Here is a 17,398-nt window from a genome sequence, read left to right on the forward strand (position 1 = left end):
CCTTTTTCTCTATTTAGAACTTCACCACCACCGAGGCGCCGAGCAGGTTGTTGCTCTTGGAGAAGCTGCCGTCCTTGACCAACTCGAACACCGAGCGGTCGGCGCGGTCGTAGCGATACTCCAGCTTGAACGTGGTGTTGAGGTCGTAGAGGTAATTGATGCCCAGTGCCAGCGCCATTCGATTGGCGCCGCGCTCGGTGTCGGTCAGCAGCAGATCGCCAGTGTCGCCGTCGCGGCCCGTCATGGTGGGGCCGATGCCGTTGCGCGCATCGGCGCCGAAGCCCAAGAGACCACCACCGTTCTTGCTGTTCTTTAAATAATCAAATCGGCCGACGGTTTCGAACCTTGGGTTGATTTTGTAGGCCAGCAGGCCCGACAGTCCCCACCATTCGGAGTTGCGCAAGGCACCGGTATCCGGGTTGGGGCTGATCGAGGCCTGCTTTTGGCCGCCGTAGCTGACTTGGCCTTGCATGGTCCAATCGCCGCGAATGTAGTAGCCATCGACTTCAAACAGGTTCAGCATGGTGCTGCCGGTGCCGCCAATGCCGTTGGCCGCCTTGCCGTGCACGCCGGCAAAACCGAATCCGTCAAACTCCCCCTTGGCGTAGTCGACCCGGTAGGCGATCACCGGCGACTTCTCGCCTGCAGGCAACATCGAGGCATTCAAATTGGCCAGCACCGCCTTGGTGATCCATTTGCCACTCGTCAACTCCAGGCCGGCGCCGGTATAGGCAGTCGGCAAGGTGAAGTCGAACAGGAGGTTATGTGTGACGAGTTTGTTGAGGGTTGGCTGCAGCATTTCATAGCCCGACCAATCCGGCATATGGCCGGCAATCAATCGGGTCTGCAAGTCGCCCAAGGGAATCGACACGCTGGCTTCCTGGATCACGCTGCCGTTGCCGATTACCGCATCGGTGCCGCGGTTGGGTGACAAGGTCAGGTGCCAGCGCGTGCCGCCTTCGGTCTCCTTGAGCAGGTCCAGTGCGACCGTGCCGATATAAGAGTTGTCATAGTGGTAGCCGCCATTGGCCACATTGTTCAGGAACTGGAATCCTGCGCGGTTCTGATTGCGGTTATAGATGTAGCTGGGGTCCATATAGCCGCTGATCTTCAGGTTCTTCAAACCGAAGGCTTCCATGCTGTCTTCCAGCGCCTCGGTCTTGACGGCGATGCGGTTGAAGTCCTGCGCCTGCTGCGGCGTCATACCCCATTGGCCCGCTGCTGCCGCAGCCGGCGCTGCTGGCTTGGCTTCATTGGCTTTTAGGCGTTCTTCCAGTTGATTGACGCGGTCGCGCAAGGCGCGCAGTTCTTTCAGTAGTTCTTCGTTGGACTGCGCCACAGCGGCGCTTGGATAGGCGCTTGCCACTGCCAGAGTCAAGGCTGCGAATATTGGGAATTTCATCAGGTTCTCCGGTTTGTATCTATCGAATTCATGCACCACGGCCATCCACCACCGTCATCCACCACGCTGGGCTGCCGCCATCTCGGCACTGCGCCGACGCTCAGCGCGTGCGATCAAGTAACTGGCCAGCACCACACCGGTGGCCACCACCAAGATGATGACGGTGGCCACCGCATTGATGCTGGGGCTCACGCCCAAACGGGCGCGGTTGAAGATCACCAAGGGCAGCGTGGTCGAGCCCGGGCCGCTCAAGAAGGCCGACAGCACGACATCGTCCAAAGAGAGCGTGAAGGTCAAGAGCCAGGACGAAAACATCGACTGCGTGATCATGGGCAGCGTCACCAGCAAGAACACCTGCAAGGGCTTGGCACCGAGATCCATCGCGGCTTCTTCCAACTGCGGATTCAGCTCCGACAAGCGCGCCTGAATCACCACCGTCGCATAAGCCATGCCCAGTAGCAAATGGCCGAACCAGATGGTCAGCACGCCCTTGGGCAGGCTCCAACCCAGGCTGGCCTCCATCGCACGCTGCAGCGTCACCAGCATCAAGAGCAGCGACAGGCCGACAATCACCTCGGGCATCACCAGCGGCGCATTGACCATGCCGGCAAACAGCGTGCGGCCGCTGAAGCGCTTGTACTTGACCAGGGCGAAAGCGGCGAAAGTACCCAGCAGCACCGAGGCGCAGGCGGTCGCAAACGCGATCTCCATCGAGAGCTTGAGGCCGGTCAGCATCTCCGTGTCGCTGCTCAGCTCGCGGTACCACTTCAGCGTGAAGCCGCCCCAGACCGAGGGCAGCTTGGAGTCGTTGAAAGAGTAGACGATCAGCGCCAGGATGGGCAGAAAGAGGAAAGCAAAACCCAGCATCAACCAGATGCGGCCAAACCAGATGGTCGCTTTGGGGCCGAGCAGGGCGCGCGTGACGCGGCTATTCGCAGTTTGGGCGTTCATGATTTGGCGCCCCCGCCAGCTTGGCTCTCGGCTTGGTATTTATTGAACAAGGCCAGCGGCACGATGATCAACAGCACCATCACGACGGCCACGGCCGAAGCCATGGGCCAATCGTTATTGCTGAAGAACTCGTCCCACAGCACGCGGCCAATCATCAAGGTCTGCGGACCGCCCAGCAACTCGGGGATGACGAACTCGCCCACGCAAGGGATGAAGACCAGCATCGCGCCGGCGATGATGCCGGCCTTGGACAGCGGCACGGTGATGCGCCAGAACGCTTGCCAAGGCGTGGCGCCCAGGTCGCTGGCGGCCTCCAGCAAGCGCAGGTCCATCTTGGCCAGATTGGCATAGAGCGGCAAGATCATGAAGGGCAGATAGGTGTAGACCATGCCGATGACCAGGGAGAAAGGCGAGTTCATCAGCTTGCCCGCGGCCGGGATCATGCCGGCAGCCAGCAGCAGATTGTCCAGGCCAAGACCAATGATGGCCTCCGACACCCAGCCATGCTCGCCCAGCAAGCCCTTCCAGGCATAGACACGCAGCAAAAAGCTGGTCCAAAAAGGCAGCATCACCAGCATCAGCAAGGCCGGCTGCACCGAGCTTTTGGCCCTGGCCATGAAATAGGCAAAGGGGTAGCCGATGAAGAGGCAGCCCACGGTGGTGATGGCCGCGTATTTCAGGCTGGCCAGATAGGCTTTGACGTAAAGGTCATCTTCGGTGATGAAGACATAGTTGCTGGTCTTGATGGCCAGGCGCCAGACGCCGTCGGCGTAGGTGAGCAGATCCTTGAAGTGCACCGTCTCCATTTCGGAGACGCTGATCTTCAAAACGATCAGAAACGGCAAAGCAAAGAAGATCAGCAGCCAGCCATAGGGCAGGGCGATGACCGCGCTGCGGCCGCTCACAATTCGGCTCAAGAATCGACTCAAAAAAGTTGGGCGCTGCATGATGGCGGCCCGGCCTCAGTGAATCAGCACGACTTGTGCCGTCGGTGACCAGGAAGCCCAGACTTGCTGGTCCCAGGTCAAGGGCTCAGCCCGATAGCGTGCCAAGTTACTTTCACTGACTTTGAGCATCTGGCCACTGGGCAGTTGCAGGTGATAGACGGTGAACGCACCAAAGTAGGACAGCTCGCGCACCTTGGCTAGCACTTGATTGAACTCGCCCTCGGGCTTTTCGGAGCTCAGACGGATTTTCTCGGGCCGCAGCGCCACGCCGACCGCCATGCCGGCAGTGCCGGTGATGCCGTGGCCGACATAATGCTGGCAATCAGCGCAGTCGATCACGACATGGTCGGGCTCATCAACACTGAGCGTGCCTTCCATCATATTGACGTTGCCGATGAAGTCCGCCACAAAACGGGTGGACGGCGTCTCGTAGACCTCGGCCGGCGCGCCGATCTGCATGATGCGGCCTTCGCTCATCACCGCAATGCGGGTGGCCATGGTCATTGCTTCTTCCTGGTCATGGGTGACCATCACGCAGGTGACGCCGACGCTTTCTATGATGTTCACCAACTCAATCTGCGTTTGCTCGCGCAGCTTTTTGTCCAGCGCGCCCAGCGGTTCGTCCAAGAGTAAGAGCTGCGGCTTCTTGGCCAGGCTGCGCGCGAGTGCCACGCGTTGCTGCTGGCCACCCGAGAGCTGATGCGGTTTGCGCTTGGCAAACTTGCCCAACTGCACCAGTTTGAGCATGGCCTCGACGCGGGCGGCGGTTTCGTCCTTGGGCAAGCCATCGCGCCTCAAACCGAAGGCGATGTTGTCCCAGACGCTCAGATGCGGAAACAGCGCATAGCTCTGGAACATCATATTGATCGGCCGCGCATAGGGCGGCAGGCCGGCCAAGTCCTGGCCGTTCAAGATGATGCGGCCGCTGGTGGGCGTCTCGAAGCCCGCCAACATGCGCAGCAACGTCGTCTTGCCGCAGCCCGAGGAGCCCAGCAGCGCAAAGATTTCGCCCTTGGCGATATCGATAGAGACCCGGTCCACGGCGACCGCGCCGCCGCCAAAGTCCTTCACGACATTGTCGATCTGCAGATAGCTTGTCGTTGACGTGGTTTGTGCTGCTGCCACCTCGGCTGCGTTCGCCATGTTCACAGCCCCGTTTTGAATGAGGTGTAAATGCGTGTCATCTGGCGGCGGATGTCGTTATTGATCGCATCCGGGGCGGCCATCTTTTTGAGGTCGGCCTCGCTCAAGAAGACGCTGGGGTTGTTGGCCACTTCGGGCTTGACGAACTTCTTCGATTCCTTGTTCGGGTTGGCGTAGAAGACCTTGTTGCTCAAGCTCGCATGCACCTCGGGGCGCAGGATGTAGTTGATGAATTTATGCGCGTTGCCCGGGCGCGGCGCGTCGGCCGGGATCACCATCACGTCCATGAAGATGATGCCGCCGGTCTTGGGGATCAGCGCCTGGATGTTCTGGCCGGTTTTGCCGTCAATGGCGCGCTGGCGGGCGATATTGATGTCGCCGGAGAAGCCCAGGGCCAGGCAGATCGAGCCGTTGGCCAGGTCATTGATATAGCCGGAGCTGCTGAACAGGGTCACATAGGGGCGGATGGATTTCAACAGGGCGGGCACCTGCGCAAAGTCCGCCACCGACTTGGTGTAAGGCGGTTTGCCCAGATAATGCAGGGCTGCGGGCACAACCTCGGTGGCCGAGTCCAGCATGCTGACGCCGCAGCTCTTGAGCTTGGACACGTACTCGGGTTTGAACAAGAGGTCCCAGGCGTTCTCGGGCATGGGCGTGCTGCCCAAAGCGGCCTTGACCTTGTCGACATTGATGCCGATGGTGGTGTATCCCCACAGCCAGTTGACGAAGAACTCATTGCCCGGGTCCAACTTGGCCAATTGAGCCTGCACATCGGGGTCTAGATTCTTGTAGTTAGGGATTTGCGACTTGTCGATCTTGCGCAGCAGGCCGCCATCGGCCTGCAATTTGGCCCAGTAGCTGGACGGCACGACGACGTCATAGCCTGTCTTGCCGGCGACCAGCTTGGCGTGGACGATTTCGTTGTTGTCGAAATTGTCATAACGCACCTTGATGCCGGTTTCTTTCTCGAAGTTCTTGATCGTGTCTTCGGCGATGTAGTCGGACCAGTTGTAGACGTTGAGGATTTTTTCTTCCTCCTGCGCCTGCGCGACTTGCCCAAACATGAGGCCCATAGAGGCCGCCAAAAGAGACGTGACGGTGCGAAGCGTGCTCAGTTTCATGGAAGAAATCCCCTGCAAGATCAAATGAAAATCGAATAGCCGTTCTATGCCAGTCTAAGGAATGGAGGGCCAATGCCCATACGCCTAAACCCGCAGATGTGGCGGGCGCGACACCATCGCCGCGCTCCATCTTCGCGCCCTGTTCAGAGCAAATCCCGCTCGCTCAACTCGGCCAGGGTCTGGTCCAGGCAGCGCCGGATCAAGCCCATCATTTCGTCGATTTGCGTGCGGGTCATCACCAAGGGCGGCGCGACAATCATGCGGTCACCCACCGCCCGCATGATGAGGCCGTTAGCGAAACAGTACTTGCGGCAGATCATGCCCACCTCCAAGTCGCTAGCAAAAGCCGTGCCGGTTGGCTTTTGCACCGTCTTGCCTTTGACCAATTGGAGGGCGGCCATCATGCCGCAGCTCTGGGTTTCGCCGACCAGGGGGTGTTCATTCAACTCTGCAAAGCGCTGTGCCAGGTAGGGGCCGATATCGCCCTGCACATGCTCGACCACATGCTGCTCCCGCAAGAGCTTCAAGTTGGCCAAGGCCACCGCGCAGGCGGTCGGGTGGCCTGAATAGGTGAAGCCATGGTTGAACTCGCCGCCTTCGTCGATCAAGACCTTGGCTACGCGCTCGCCGACCAGCACGCCGCCCAGCGGGATGTAGCCGGAGCTGACGCCCTTGGCGAAGGTCATCAGGTCGGGCTTGAAGCCCATGGTTTCGCAGCCGAACCAGTTGCCGGTGCGCCCGAAGCCGCAGATCACCTCGTCGCTGACCAAGAGAATGCCGTATTTGTCGCAGATGCGCTGAATCTCGGGCCAGTAGGTCGAAGGCGGCACGATCACGCCGCCGGCCCCTTGCACCGGCTCGCCGATGAAGGCCGCGACCTTGTCGGCACCCAAGGCCAGAATCTTCTCCTCCAGCCAGCCGGCCGCCTTTAAGCCAAAGTCCTCGCGGCTCATGTCCTGGCCCAGCTCGAACCAATGGGGCTGTTCGATGTGGGTAATATTGGGGATGGGCAGGCCGCCCTGTGCGTGCATGCCGCTCATGCCTCCCAGCGAGGCGCCCGCCATGGTGGAGCCGTGGTAACCGTTGATGCGGCCGATGATGATCTGGCGCTCGGGGCTTCCCAACAGATCCCAATATCGGCGCACCATGCGCACAATCGTGTCGTTACCTTCCGAGCCCGAGCCGGTGAAAAAAACATGCTCAAAGCCGGGCGGGCTGATCTCGGCCAAGACCTCGGCCAGCTCGATCGCCGGCATGGTGGCGGTCTGGAAGAAGGCGTTATAAAAAGGCAGCTCGGCCATCTGCTTGGCGGCTGCCTCGATCAGGCTTTGCTGCCCATAGCCAACATTGACGCACCACAGGCCACTCATGCCGTCGAGGATTTTGTGGCCCTCGCTGTCCCAGAGGTAGATGTTGTCGGCCTTGCTGATGATGCGCGAGCCTTTCGCCGCGAGGCCTTTGAAGTCGGTGAAGGGGTGGAGGAAGTGGCGGGCGTCTGCGGCCTGCCATTCTTGGGTTGTGCGGTTCGACTTGCTCATGGTGCTTCCTGTGCTGGGCTTGGCTTTGACTTAGACGTGCAGCAGCAAATGCTCACGCTCCCAGGGCGAGATCACTTTCATGTATTCCGCGTACTCGATTTCTTTGACTTCGGAGTACACGGTCACAAAAGATTCGCCCAGAATCGCCGCTAACTCCTTTTCTGCACGCAGAAGATTGAGCGCCTCGTGCAAGCTGCGCGGCAGTTGGAAGTCGCCCAGATAAGCGTCGCCCTTGCACTCGGGCGCAGGCTCGATTTTGTTTTTGATGCCCAAGTAGCCGCAGGCCAGCGTAGCGGCCAGCGCGACATAGGGGTTGGCGTCGGCGCCGATGACGCGGTTCTCGACCCGGCGTGCGGCTGGGTCGGCGAGCGGCGAGCGGATGCCGACCGTGCGGTTATCGGTGCCCCACTGAATATTGATAGGTGCTGCGGTGAAGCGAGCCAGGCGGCGGTAGCTGTTGACATAGGGTGCAAACAGCGCCATCGCGGCGGGGATGTATTTCTGCAAGCCGCCGATGTACCAGAAGAACTCCTGGCTGGGCGAGCCGTCTTCGTTGCTGAACAGGTTGCGTCCCGTGGCCTTGTTGATCACGCTTTGGTGCACATGCATGGCGCTGCCGGGCTCGCCGGCGATGGGCTTGGCCATGAAGGTGGCGAACATATCGTGGCGCAGCGCCGCCTCGCGCACCGTGCGCTTGAAGAAGAACACCTCGTCGGCCAGGCCCAGCGGATGGGCGTGGAAGAAGTTGATCTCCATCTGACCGGCGCCGACCTCATGGATCAAGGTGTCGACATTGAGTTCCATCTTTTCGCAGTAGTCATAGACATCTTCGAACAGCGGGTCGAACTCGTTGACGGCGTCGATCGAATAGGCCTGGCGCGAGGTTTCGGCGCGCCCAGAGCGGCCCACCGGCGGCTTGAGCGGCTGATTCGGGTCGGTATTGCGCGCGACCAGATAAAACTCCAGCTCGGGCGCTACGACCGGGTCCCAGCCCTCGGCTTCGAACAGGCCACAAACACGGCGCAGCACCGAGCGCGGCGCAAACGGCACCAGCACGCCATGCCTGTCGTAGCAGTCGTGGATGATTTGCGCGGTCGGATCGATCGCCCAGGGCACCAGGCGCGCAGTGGTCGGGTCGGCGCGCAAATGCATATCGCGGTCATTCGGGCTGATGACGTCGTAGTAGGGGCCTTCCTCGGGGAACTCTCCCGTCACGCCCATCGCCACCACCGCCTCGGGCAGACGCATGCCGCGGTCTTCGGTGAATTTTTGGCGCGGCAAGATCTTGCCGCGCGCCACGCCGGTCAAGTCCGGCACCAGGCATTCGATCTCGGTGACGCGCTGCTGGCGGAACCAGTTTTCCAGTTCGCTGAAAGTGAAATTGCTTCTATCGACCATGGTGTTTCTCCGACTTTTCTTGGGTTCCGCAGAGTGCGGGAAATGAAGATGAAAAAGGCGTTGAAACTGGGCGCTAGGTCTCCGGGTCGCGCAAGGAGTCATGGCGCAGCGGATGGATCTGGTCCCGGTAGTCGCGGCAAGCTTGGCCGAAGGCTTGCAGCAGCGCCATCGAGTGCGGGTTTTGCGCCGCCTGCCATTCCGGGTGCCATTGCACGCACAGCGCAAATTGGCTGCTGTCTGCCACCACGCTGAAGGCTTCCACCAGGCCATCCGGCGCCACCGCTTCGATGCGCAGACCCGGCGCCAAGGTCTTCACACCTTGACCGTGGAGTGAATTGACTTGAATGTGCGCGTGGCCAAGCAGCGCCTCGAGCTGTCCCCCGGGCAGCACCTGCACCGGGTGCGTGTCGGCATAAGCGACTTCATTGGGCTGGCCTTCGGGCGCGCGATGGTCGTGAAGGCCGGCTTGCTCCTGCACCGCTTGGTGCAAGCTGCCGCCCAAAGCGACATTGGTTTCTTGAAAGCCGCGACAGACCGCAAACAAGGGCAGACCGGCGGCAACGGCACGCCGAATCAAGGGCAAGGTCAGCGCGTCGCGCTCGGGGTCCAGTGGCAGGGCGGGGTTGTGCACCGCCTCGCCGAAATGGTCGGGATGCACATTCGACGGCGAGCCGGTCAAGAAGATGCCGTCGGCCAATTCCAGAAGCTGGTCCAGATCATCCCGCGCCGTAGAAGGCACCACCAGTGGCAAGCAGCCGGCCAGGCGCACGGCATCGAGGTATTTCTTGCCTGCGATATGAAACGGGTGGCCATTCAGCGGCAGATTGCAGGCCGGCACCAGCACGAGGGGTTTTGCCTTGGGTTTTGTGTTCGGGGGACTCAAAACATATCCTTCAATCGGTAGTAAGCCATGCCCAGCACAAGGGCCGGCATGCGCATCAGTTTGCCACCCGGAAAGGGGCGGTGGCGCAGTTTCGAGAAACAGTCAAATCGGCCCGCATCTCCTCGCATGGCCTCGGCCACGACACGGCCGGCCAAGCCGGTCAAGGCCAGGCCATGGCCCGAGAAGCCCTGCAGGTAATAGACGTTAGCATTCGGTCCCAGACGACCAAAGTCAGGCGCGCGGTTCATCGAAATGTCGACAAAACCGCCCCAGACATAGTCGATCGCCACAGCTTGCAGCTGCGGAAATGTCGCCAAGATGCGCTGGCGCATGCTGAGTTCAAGGTCGCGCGGCGAGGCGGTGCTGTAGCTGACGCGGCCGCCGTACAGCAGGCGTTGATCTGCGGTCGGGCGAAAGTAGTCGAGCGCGAAATTGGTGTCGCAGACGGCCGCGCGCGAGGGGATCAAGGCTTTAAGGCGCTCTGCATCCAAAGGCTCCGTGCAGGCAATATAAGTGCCGACTGGCATGATGCGCTGACTCAAACTTGGCGCCAGATCTGGCGCGATTTCTTGCAGATAGACATTGCCGGCGAGCAGCACTTGGTTAGCTGTTACCGAACCCAGTGCGGTGCTCAAATGCACTTTCGTTCCTGGGGTCAGTTTGGTCACTGCGCTGTGCTCAAAGATACGCACGCCCAAGGCCTTGGCTGCCAAGCTCAGCCCCAGGCAATATTTGAGCGGGTGCAGATGGCCGGACTCGGCATCAAAACAGCCAGCAGTAAACCGCGGGCTGCTGATCCATTCCGGCAGATCCTTGCCCTCCAGCCAGCGCTGCTGAAAGCCATACTTCTGCGCCATTGCCTCGACGCTGGCTTGCAGCTCGCGCGCCTTGCGCGCGCTGGTGGCCAAGCTCAAGTAGCCGCTCTGCCATTCGCAGTCAATGCCGAACTGCGCGCTGCGTTGGCGTATCAATTGAACTGCCTCCAGGCTCATCGCCCAGATGCGTTTGGCTTCGGCCAAACCAAGCTGAGACTCGATGGTGGCCTGGTCGCAAGCCAGACCTGCCAAGGCTTGGCCGCCATTGCGCCCCGAAGCGCCGCCGCCTACTTGGCCGGCTTCCAGCAACACCACTTGCAAGCCGCTGCTCGCCAACTCAATTGCTGCCGACAAGCCGGCCAAACCGCCGCCGACGATCGCGACGTCTGCACTGATCGCTTCATTCAGCGTCGGGAAGCTCTCCGAGCGCTGCGCGGTAGCCATGTAATAGCTGTCGCGTGCGAGCTCGCGGTCTATGCTGAGTAGGCTCATAGGTATGCGCTAGGCAGTCCTTGGTGTGAATGCCAGCTCAAGCCGCGCGTTTCAAGGCACCGCGCACGGTGTCGATGATGTGGTCGATATGCTGCTTCTCGATGATCAGCGGCGGGCTCAGGGCGACGGTGTCGCCGGTGGTGCGCACCAGCACACCTTTTTCCCAGCAATCTAGAAAGACCGAGAAACCGCGCTTGCCCGGCTCGCCCGGCAGCGGCGCCAACTCGCAGCCGCCGACCAGGCCCATATTGCGTATGTCGATCACATTCGGCTCGCCCTTCAAGGAATGCAGCGCCTCGGCAAAATAGCCTTGCATCTCGCTTGCGCGGGTCAGCAGGCCATCTTCGGTATAGGTGTCCAAGGTGCCCAAGGCCGCCGCGCAGGCCAGCGGGTGGGCCGAGTAGGTGTAGCCGTGGAAGAACTCGATCAGGTGCTCCGGCCCCTGCATAAATGCATCGTGAATGAACTGCTTGGCGAACACCGCGCCCATAGGCACGCAGCCATTGGTGAGGCCCTTGGCGACCGTCATCAGATCGGGCGTCACGCCAAAGGTCTGTGCAGCAAACGGATTACCTGTGCGGCCAAAGCCCGTGATGACCTCATCGAAGATCAGCAAGATGCCGTGCTTGTCGCAAATTTCGCGCAGGCGTTGCAAATAGCCTTGCGGCGGAATCAGCACCCCGGTTGAACCCGCGATGGGCTCGACGATCACTGCCGCAATGGTCGAGGCATCGTGCAGCGCGATCAGGTTCTCCAGATCATTGGCAAACTCGGCGCCGTAGGCCGGTTGCCCCTTTGAGAAGGCATTGCGGGCTGGGTCATGGGTGTGGCGGATATGGTCAACGCCGCTCAGCATGGTGCCGAACATCTTGCGGTTTCCCACCATGCCGCCGACCGAGATGCCGCCGAAATTGACGCCGTGATAGCCGCGCTCGCGGCCGATCAAGCGGGTGCGCGCGCCTTCGCCGCGCACGCGGTGGTAGGCAATCGCCATCTTCAGCGCGGTTTCCACCGCTTCGGAGCCGGAGTTGGTGAAGAAAGCCTTGTTGAGGCCGGCCGGGGTCAGCTCAATCAAGCGCTCCGCCAGCTCGAAGGCCTTGGGGTGGGCCATCTGGAACGGTGGCGCAAAATCAAGTTCAGCCGCCTGCTTTTGAATGGCCTCGACGATGCGCGGGCGATTGTGGCCAGCGTTGACACACCACAGGCCGGCAATGCCGTCCAGCACCTGGCGGCCTTTGTCGTCGGTGAAATACATGCCGTCGGCGCCGGTGATCAGGCGCGGTGCCTGCTTGAACTGGCGGTTGGCCGTGAACGGCATCCAATAGGCGTCTAGTTTGGCGTCGGGATTGCTTGACATTTTGCGACCTTGTCTGAGTGCATGGGGTGTAGCCCCGAATGGCTAACAGTCTAGTCAAGCGGCGACGCAATAGGTGAGCGCATTGGCAGGGCGTTAACCCGATGTTTTGCAATTCGACGTCATAATTTCGACATCTTCTGGTGGAATATGCGAAATATGAGTTCTGAAGTGAAATTGGATGCGATTGATCGCAATATCCTGAATGAGTTGCAGAAGGACGGGCGGCTTCCCAATGTGGAGTTGGCGCAGCGCGTGCATCTGTCGCCCTCGGCCTGCTTGCGGCGCGTCAAGCACTTGGAAGACACTGGCGTGATTGCCCAGTATGTGGCCTTGGTCAACCCGCGCGCGGTCGGCAAGCAAGGCATCAGCTACACCATCATCAATTTGGAGCGTATGACGACGGCGGCTCTGGCCGCTTTCGAGGGGGCGGTGCTGGCCAGCCCGGATATTTTGGACTGCTTTTATGTGGCCGGCACCAACGACTATGTGATCCGCTTCGCCTACAAAGATGCCGAGGATTTGGAGCGCTTCCACACCGATGTCTTGATGCAACTGCCCGAGGTGGCGCGCTCCAACTCGATGTTGGTGCTGCGCACGATCAAACGGACGACGGCGTTCAATCTTTAGTGGGCTCCGAATGGGCTCGGCTACATTCCCGGCTGTTTCATCATCGCTAACTCCAAACCTCTATGTATAAATCTATTCCCGCTTTTTGTTTGGGCTTGTTGTTGATGCAGGCTGCGCAAGCCGATGATTTGTTGGGCATCAAGGCCATGTTGGGCGACACAGCGCGCTCGCCGGTGCCGGGCGGTTGGACGGTAGGCGGCGTGGCCTACACCGGGTCCTCTGTCTACAAGGACGGACCCAACACGACCTTGCCCATCCCCGGCGGCATCTATATCGGCAAAGACTTTATGTACCTGGGTGATCGCGCCTTTTATACCTTCGCGCGTCAGGGCTCCATGCAGTTGTACGGTCGCCTGCGGCTGCGTCTGGGCAATCTCGATCCGGCCGATACGTCCAAATGGGATGGGATGGAAAAGCGCAAGGGCCAGCTTGAAGCGGGTTTAGGCTTTGGCCTGGTCAGTGATGTCGGTCTCTGGACGGCGCGCTTCAGCAGCGACGTCAGTGGTCGCAGCAAGGGCACGGAACTGCTCTTCAACTGGTCGGCGCCCTTGGTGCATGAAAACTGGATGGTGATGCCAGGCTTGGGCGCGATGTGGCGCCAGGACAAACTGGCTAACTACTACTTCGGTGGCGTTTCGGCGGCAGAGGCTGCGCCTGGACGGCCAGCCTATAGCGTCGGCCATGCATGGTCCTTGGTGCCCAGTATGGTGGCGTCCTACCGGATCAATCCGCAGTGGTTGATCGGCGGCATTCTCAGTGCAGATGTGTTCTCGGACCGGATCAAAAACAGCCCGTTGGTGCAGCAAAGAGCGCGTTACGACATATTGCTAGGCGTCGGCTACGTTTGGCGCTGAATTCTGAAAAATCCGAGCGCCCTCGCGCTCAAACTGCCAGGATGGAATTGGCCAAGTTCAGTCCCGACAGTATCAACAGCGCAGCCATCGTCAATTGTTCCATCGGCAGACCACGTGCTTCACCGGCAAAAACCTTGTTGTCAAAGCCGCTGCCAGTCGTGCTTGGCACTTTGGCGTCACTGGGCATAGGCGTCACGAAATAGTGCTGCGATGTGGCGATGAACTTGTTCAGTGCAAACATGGAAGGGCTCCCTATTCAGGTCATAGTGACCTTTGTTCTATGGAGGTCCAAGTCATGGATGGCTTGATGATCCATCGGGCTTGGGCCGTTCGACGCATCTAACAATGCATCTCGGCCCTCAGTGTCACGAAACTCAGTGAAAACCCTATGACAAACCCAAGGGAAAACCCTTAATTTTGCGTCAAACGTGAATTAATGCTGTTTTGCAGCATTGTCAAAGCCGGAATCAGTTGTACGGCCAACATGCTGACAAAGATCAGGGCGCAGCCAATCAGTCCGGCGGAGCCCAGGCGGTCGCCCATCAGGTAGTAGCCAAACAGTGCGGCAAACAGGGTCTCGGACGACAAGATGATGGCCGCGTCTGCTGCATGCGCGTAGCGCTGCGCAACCACTTGAGCGGTGAAGGCCACGCCGACCGACATCATGCCGGTATAGACCAAGGGCCAAGCGGCCGCCTCGACGGCAGACCAGCTCATAAGCTCATTGAAGCAGGCCCATGCCAAGGCGAGCAGGCCGCAGACGGCGAACTGGCCGCCGGCGACCAAGAAGGGAGCTTCCATGCGGTCTGCCACCCGCCCCACCAGCACGACGTGAAAAGCCCAGGGCAAGGCCGAGCAGATCACCCACCAGTCCCCTACGCCGATTTCCAAACGCTCTGCGCCGGACAGCAAAAAGGCGCCGGCCAGACAGGCCAAGGCCGCCGGCCAAACCGACCAATGTGGCAGATGCCGCCACAGCAACCAGCCCAAGACCGGCACCAAAGGTACATACAGCGCCGTCAGGAAGCCGGCATTGGTGACCGTGGTGCTGACAATGCCGATCTGCTGCATTGCCGCGCCCAGCAGCAGCAGGCTGCCCAGACCAGCAATTTTGGCGCCGTCGATTTGGCGCAGCGGCCGGCCCTTGAGCGCCAGGCTGCGCCACTCAAACCACATCAAGGGCGCCACCATCAGCGCGCCGATCAGAAAACGTATGCCCGTGAACGCCATGGGGCCGAGATGCTGCATGCCGTGGCTTTGTGCCACAAAGGCCGAGCCCCAGATCAGTGCGATGACAACAAGAAGCAGATTGGCTTGGATGCGGGACATAGGGGAGGGGGGGGGGGAGGCAACTCTTTAGGCGCAACCCGACATTATCGAGCAGAGCCTCAGTCCCGCGCCCAAGCGTCCAGATAGTCCAGTTCTTCCTGGCTGAAGCCCGCTAGCGCGCGCGCACCGCGGTTGAAGGGCGGCCGCAGGCGCGGCGCTTCAAAGCGGATCACCAAATCCGGGTAAAGGGCCACCGGGTCCAGCCCTTGCAATTCACACAGGTAGCGATACCAATGATTGCCGATCAGTACATGGCCGACCTCCTCGCGCAGGATCACGTCCAAAATCTCCACCGCCCGCATGTCGCCGGCGCGGGCCAGCTTGGCCTGCAGCGGCGGGGTGGCGTCAAGGCCGCGCGCCTCCAAGGTGCGCGGCACCAGGGCCATGCGCGCCAACACATCGCCGGCGGTGCGCTCGGCCATGGTCCACAAGCCGTCATGGGCATCAAAGTCACCATACGAGTGGCCCAGGCTTTGCAAATGCGCGTGCAACAAATTGAAGTGCTGAGCCTCTTCGGCAGCGACCTTCAGCCAGTCCAGGTAAAATTGGCGAGGCATATCGGCGAAACGCCAAACCGCATCGAGCGCCAAATTGATGGCGTTGAATTCGATATGGGCGATCGCATGCAGCAGCGCCGCGCGCCCGGAGGCAGTGAAGGGCGAGCGCTTGGGCACTTGAAGCGCCGACATCAGCTGCGGCTTGAGCGGCCGCCCCGGCACGCCCTCGGGGCGCGCGATCTGCAAACTCTCATCGAGCGGCAAGCCGGCCAAGACCTGGGCATACAGGTGCTGCGCGGCGGCGGCTTTTTCGGCCGGATCTTGCAAACATAAAACCTTCAGGGCCAGCGAGCGAGTTTCCATGCTCGAATTATCGGTTGGCTGCGCTCGCGCACTTAAAATCAACGTTTTTCGTCGGGAGGCGCATGGCCATCTATCAGTTGGACGAATTTAGCCCGGAGATGGCCGACTCGGCCTGGGTGGCCGAAAGTGCCGAAGTCATCGGCCGCGTCAGCTTGGGCGCCGAGGTGTCGGTTTGGTTCAAGGCGGTGCTCAGAGGCGATACCGAGCAGTTGACCATTGGCGCCGGCACGAATATCCAGGACGGCTCGGTCTTGCACGCTGATCACGGTTTTCCGCTGGTGCTGGGTCAGGGCGTGACGGTCGGCCACCAATGCATGTTGCATGGCTGCACGGTCGGCGACTACTCGCTGATCGGCATCGGCGCGGTGGTGCTTAACGGCGCGCGCATCGGCAAGCATTGCCTGGTCGGCGCGGGCGCCTTGGTGACCGAGGGCAAGGAATTCCCGGACGGCTCGCTGATTGTCGGCAGCCCCGCCAAGGTGCTGCGCCCCCTGACCGAAGCGCAAATAGAAGGCCTCAAGGCGAGTGCTGCGCATTACATCCAGAACAGTCAGCGCTATGCGCAAGGCTTGAAGAAACTGAAGATTAATTCCAATGAGTGAACTGCATAAATTTTTGTTTGAAGGTCTGCCGGTGCGCGGCATGTTGGTGCGCTTGACCGACAGCTGGCGCGAGGTCTTGCAGCGCCGTGAGGCGGTTGGGGCACATCCGCCCGAGCTGCGTGCGCTGCTGGGCGAAATGGCCGCTGCGGCGGTCTTGATGCAGTCCAATATCAAGTTCAATGGCGCCTTGGTGCTGCAGGTCTTTGGTGACGGCCCGGTCAAACTGGCCGTGGCCGAGGTGCAACCGGATTTGAGCTTTCGCGCGACCGCCAAAGTGGTCGGCGAGGTGCCTGCGGGTGCGCAGTTAGAGGCGATGCTCAACGTGCATGGCCAGGGGCGCTGCGCGATCACGCTCGATCCCAAGGATCGTCTGCCGGGCCAGCAACCCTATCAAGGCGTGGTGCCGCTGCATGGTGATCAAAAAGAGCCGCTGCAAAAGCTCTCCGAGGTGCTGGAGCATTACATGCTGCAGTCCGAGCAGTTGGACACCAAGATGATTTTGTTCGCCAATGACGAGATCGCCGCCGGCCTGTTGATCCAGCGTCTGCCCATGCAGGGTGAGGGCAATCTTGAGGGACAGGGCGCCCGCAATGAGGATGACATCGGCCTCTCCGATGCTTTCAACCGCATCAGCATCCTGGCTTCGACCTTGACTGCCGATGAGTTGCTGGGGCTGGACGCCGAGACCGTCCTGCGCCGCCTGTTCTGGGAGGAGTCGGTGCGCCGCTTTGAGCCGCTAACGCCCAAATTCGCCTGCACCTGTTCGCCCGAACGTGTCGGTCAGATGCTCAAGGGCTTGGGGCGAGAAGAGCTGGATTCGGTGCTGGCCGAGCGAGGCAATGTCGAGATCGGCTGCGAGTTCTGTGGCCGCCAGTATCACTATGACGCGGTCGATGTGGGCGAGCTGTTTGCCTCGGACCTGGCACAAGCCGGCGGCAGCGGCACGGTGCAGTAGGGCCGCAGGCCCCGTCGTTGAATAGCAACTAGGGGATTGACTCTCCCGCACCGAACTGCGACCTTCGCGGGCTTGCAGGGCCCGAGCCAAGGCCTTGCTTGGCTACGTACCGAAGTCGGTCTGG

At 60.7% G+C, this 17,398-nt stretch carries 17 protein-coding genes; 4 read left to right on the forward strand and 13 right to left on the reverse strand.

The genetic code is table 11. The features are described from left to right. Positions 1-13 precede the first annotated feature (13 nt). The 10 genes from LNV09_RS16420 to aptA all read right to left on the reverse strand — a co-directional run bounded on the left by LNV09_RS16420 (position 14) and on the right by aptA (position 12,047). Positions 14-1,402 carry a DUF3138 family protein gene (locus tag LNV09_RS16420; protein ID WP_263558154.1) on the reverse strand — a complete coding sequence of 463 codons (1,389 nt, stop codon included), beginning with the start codon at positions 1,400-1,402 and terminating at the stop codon, positions 14-16. A 54-nt stretch (positions 1,403-1,456) separates the two neighbouring features. Next, entirely contained in the window at positions 1,457-2,269 is an 813-nt protein-coding gene (locus LNV09_RS16425; RefSeq protein ID WP_263558379.1) for an ABC transporter permease subunit, read from the reverse strand. An 80-nt stretch (positions 2,270-2,349) separates the two neighbouring features. Next, positions 2,350-3,300: an ABC transporter permease subunit gene (locus tag LNV09_RS16430; protein ID WP_263558155.1), complete on the reverse strand. Its 951-nt coding sequence runs from the start codon at positions 3,298-3,300 to the stop codon at positions 2,350-2,352. Between the two features lie 15 nt (positions 3,301-3,315). Further along, a complete protein-coding gene (locus LNV09_RS16435) occupies positions 3,316-4,443 on the reverse strand; it encodes an ABC transporter ATP-binding protein (RefSeq protein ID WP_263558156.1) in 1,128 nt (375 codons plus the stop codon). A 2-nt stretch (positions 4,444-4,445) separates the two neighbouring features. Continuing rightward, positions 4,446-5,564: a polyamine ABC transporter substrate-binding protein gene (locus LNV09_RS16440; RefSeq protein WP_411969303.1), complete on the reverse strand. Its 1,119-nt coding sequence runs from the start codon at positions 5,562-5,564 to the stop codon at positions 4,446-4,448. A 143-nt stretch (positions 5,565-5,707) separates the two neighbouring features. Further along, positions 5,708-7,102 carry an aspartate aminotransferase family protein gene (locus tag LNV09_RS16445; RefSeq protein WP_263558157.1) on the reverse strand — a complete coding sequence of 465 codons (1,395 nt, stop codon included), beginning with the start codon at positions 7,100-7,102 and terminating at the stop codon, positions 5,708-5,710. Positions 7,103-7,132: 30 nt separating this feature from the next. Continuing rightward, on the reverse strand, positions 7,133-8,500 hold the full coding sequence (locus LNV09_RS16450; RefSeq protein ID WP_263558158.1) for a glutamine synthetase family protein: 1,368 nt from the start codon (positions 8,498-8,500) through the stop codon (positions 7,133-7,135). A 73-nt stretch (positions 8,501-8,573) separates the two neighbouring features. After that, positions 8,574-9,383: a gamma-glutamyl-gamma-aminobutyrate hydrolase family protein gene (locus LNV09_RS16455; RefSeq protein WP_263558159.1), complete on the reverse strand. Its 810-nt coding sequence runs from the start codon at positions 9,381-9,383 to the stop codon at positions 8,574-8,576. After that, a complete protein-coding gene (locus LNV09_RS16460) occupies positions 9,380-10,690 on the reverse strand; it encodes an NAD(P)/FAD-dependent oxidoreductase (RefSeq protein WP_263558160.1) in 1,311 nt (436 codons plus the stop codon). The genes LNV09_RS16455 and LNV09_RS16460 overlap by 4 nt, the downstream gene beginning before the upstream one ends. Positions 10,691-10,727: 37 nt before the next feature. Then, the gene (aptA, locus tag LNV09_RS16465) at positions 10,728-12,047 is read right to left on the reverse strand and encodes an omega-aminotransferase AptA (protein ID WP_263558161.1); all 1,320 of its coding nucleotides are present in this window, start codon (positions 12,045-12,047) and stop codon (positions 10,728-10,730) included. 156 nt (positions 12,048-12,203) lie between these two features. Here aptA and LNV09_RS16470 point away from each other — a divergent pair, with 156 nt between their 5' ends. Together LNV09_RS16470 and LNV09_RS16475 are read left to right on the forward strand one after the other, a co-directional pair. Beyond that, on the forward strand, positions 12,204-12,674 hold the full coding sequence (locus LNV09_RS16470) for an Lrp/AsnC family transcriptional regulator (protein ID WP_263558162.1): 471 nt from the start codon (positions 12,204-12,206) through the stop codon (positions 12,672-12,674). 62 nt (positions 12,675-12,736) lie between these two features. Then, complete coding sequence (locus LNV09_RS16475) at positions 12,737-13,528, forward strand: MipA/OmpV family protein (protein ID WP_263558163.1); 792 nt, start codon at positions 12,737-12,739, stop codon at positions 13,526-13,528. Between the two features lie 28 nt (positions 13,529-13,556). Here the strand turns inward: LNV09_RS16475 and LNV09_RS16480 are convergent, their stop codons facing one another. The 3 genes from LNV09_RS16480 to LNV09_RS16490 form a co-directional block, all read right to left on the reverse strand. After that, complete coding sequence (locus LNV09_RS16480; protein ID WP_263558164.1) at positions 13,557-13,769, reverse strand: hypothetical protein; 213 nt, start codon at positions 13,767-13,769, stop codon at positions 13,557-13,559. A gap of 170 nt (positions 13,770-13,939) precedes the next feature. Beyond that, positions 13,940-14,857 carry a DMT family transporter gene (locus LNV09_RS16485; RefSeq protein ID WP_263558165.1) on the reverse strand — a complete coding sequence of 306 codons (918 nt, stop codon included), beginning with the start codon at positions 14,855-14,857 and terminating at the stop codon, positions 13,940-13,942. Between the two features lie 59 nt (positions 14,858-14,916). Beyond that, a complete protein-coding gene (locus tag LNV09_RS16490) occupies positions 14,917-15,717 on the reverse strand; it encodes a ferritin-like domain-containing protein (protein ID WP_263558166.1) in 801 nt (266 codons plus the stop codon). A 62-nt stretch (positions 15,718-15,779) separates the two neighbouring features. Here LNV09_RS16490 and LNV09_RS16495 point away from each other — a divergent pair, with 62 nt between their 5' ends. Both LNV09_RS16495 and hslO read left to right on the forward strand, forming a co-directional pair. Further along, positions 15,780-16,319, forward strand: a complete 540-nt coding sequence (locus LNV09_RS16495) for a gamma carbonic anhydrase family protein (RefSeq protein WP_263558167.1) — start codon at positions 15,780-15,782, stop codon at positions 16,317-16,319. Further along, on the forward strand, positions 16,312-17,274 hold the full coding sequence (gene hslO / locus LNV09_RS16500) for an Hsp33 family molecular chaperone HslO (RefSeq protein ID WP_263558168.1): 963 nt from the start codon (positions 16,312-16,314) through the stop codon (positions 17,272-17,274). Before LNV09_RS16495 ends, hslO begins: the two co-directional genes overlap by 8 nt. The last annotated feature ends 124 nt before the right edge of the window (positions 17,275-17,398 follow it).

The organism is Paucibacter sp. B2R-40 (genome assembly GCF_025717555.1).
Classification (GTDB): Bacteria; Pseudomonadota; Gammaproteobacteria; order Burkholderiales; family Burkholderiaceae_C; genus Paucibacter_A.

Excerpts from the sequence above, each read along its gene's own strand:
- LNV09_RS16420 (WP_263558154.1), bottom strand. The coding sequence starts at position 1,402 with ATGAAATTCCCAATATTCGCAGCCTTGACTCTGGCAGTGGCAAGCGCC.
- LNV09_RS16425 (WP_263558379.1), bottom strand. The coding sequence starts at position 2,269 with ATGCTGGGTTTTGCTTTCCTCTTTCTGCCCATCCTGGCGCTGATCGTC.
- LNV09_RS16430 (WP_263558155.1), bottom strand. The coding sequence starts at position 3,300 with ATGCAGCGCCCAACTTTTTTGAGTCGATTCTTGAGCCGAATTGTGAGC.
- LNV09_RS16435 (WP_263558156.1), bottom strand. The coding sequence starts at position 4,443 with ATGGCGAACGCAGCCGAGGTGGCAGCAGCACAAACCACGTCAACGACA.
- LNV09_RS16440 (WP_411969303.1), bottom strand. The coding sequence starts at position 5,564 with ATGAAACTGAGCACGCTTCGCACCGTCACGTCTCTTTTGGCGGCCTCT.
- LNV09_RS16445 (WP_263558157.1), bottom strand. The coding sequence starts at position 7,102 with ATGAGCAAGTCGAACCGCACAACCCAAGAATGGCAGGCCGCAGACGCC.
- LNV09_RS16450 (WP_263558158.1), bottom strand. The coding sequence starts at position 8,500 with ATGGTCGATAGAAGCAATTTCACTTTCAGCGAACTGGAAAACTGGTTC.
- LNV09_RS16460 (WP_263558160.1), bottom strand. The coding sequence starts at position 10,690 with ATGAGCCTACTCAGCATAGACCGCGAGCTCGCACGCGACAGCTATTAC.
- aptA (WP_263558161.1), bottom strand. The coding sequence starts at position 12,047 with ATGTCAAGCAATCCCGACGCCAAACTAGACGCCTATTGGATGCCGTTC.
- LNV09_RS16470 (WP_263558162.1), top strand. The coding sequence starts at position 12,204 with ATGAGTTCTGAAGTGAAATTGGATGCGATTGATCGCAATATCCTGAAT.
- LNV09_RS16475 (WP_263558163.1), top strand. The coding sequence starts at position 12,737 with ATGTATAAATCTATTCCCGCTTTTTGTTTGGGCTTGTTGTTGATGCAG.
- LNV09_RS16480 (WP_263558164.1), bottom strand. The coding sequence starts at position 13,769 with ATGTTTGCACTGAACAAGTTCATCGCCACATCGCAGCACTATTTCGTG.
- LNV09_RS16485 (WP_263558165.1), bottom strand. The coding sequence starts at position 14,857 with ATGTCCCGCATCCAAGCCAATCTGCTTCTTGTTGTCATCGCACTGATC.
- LNV09_RS16490 (WP_263558166.1), bottom strand. The coding sequence starts at position 15,717 with ATGGAAACTCGCTCGCTGGCCCTGAAGGTTTTATGTTTGCAAGATCCG.
- LNV09_RS16495 (WP_263558167.1), top strand. The coding sequence starts at position 15,780 with ATGGCCATCTATCAGTTGGACGAATTTAGCCCGGAGATGGCCGACTCG.
- hslO (WP_263558168.1), top strand. The coding sequence starts at position 16,312 with ATGAGTGAACTGCATAAATTTTTGTTTGAAGGTCTGCCGGTGCGCGGC.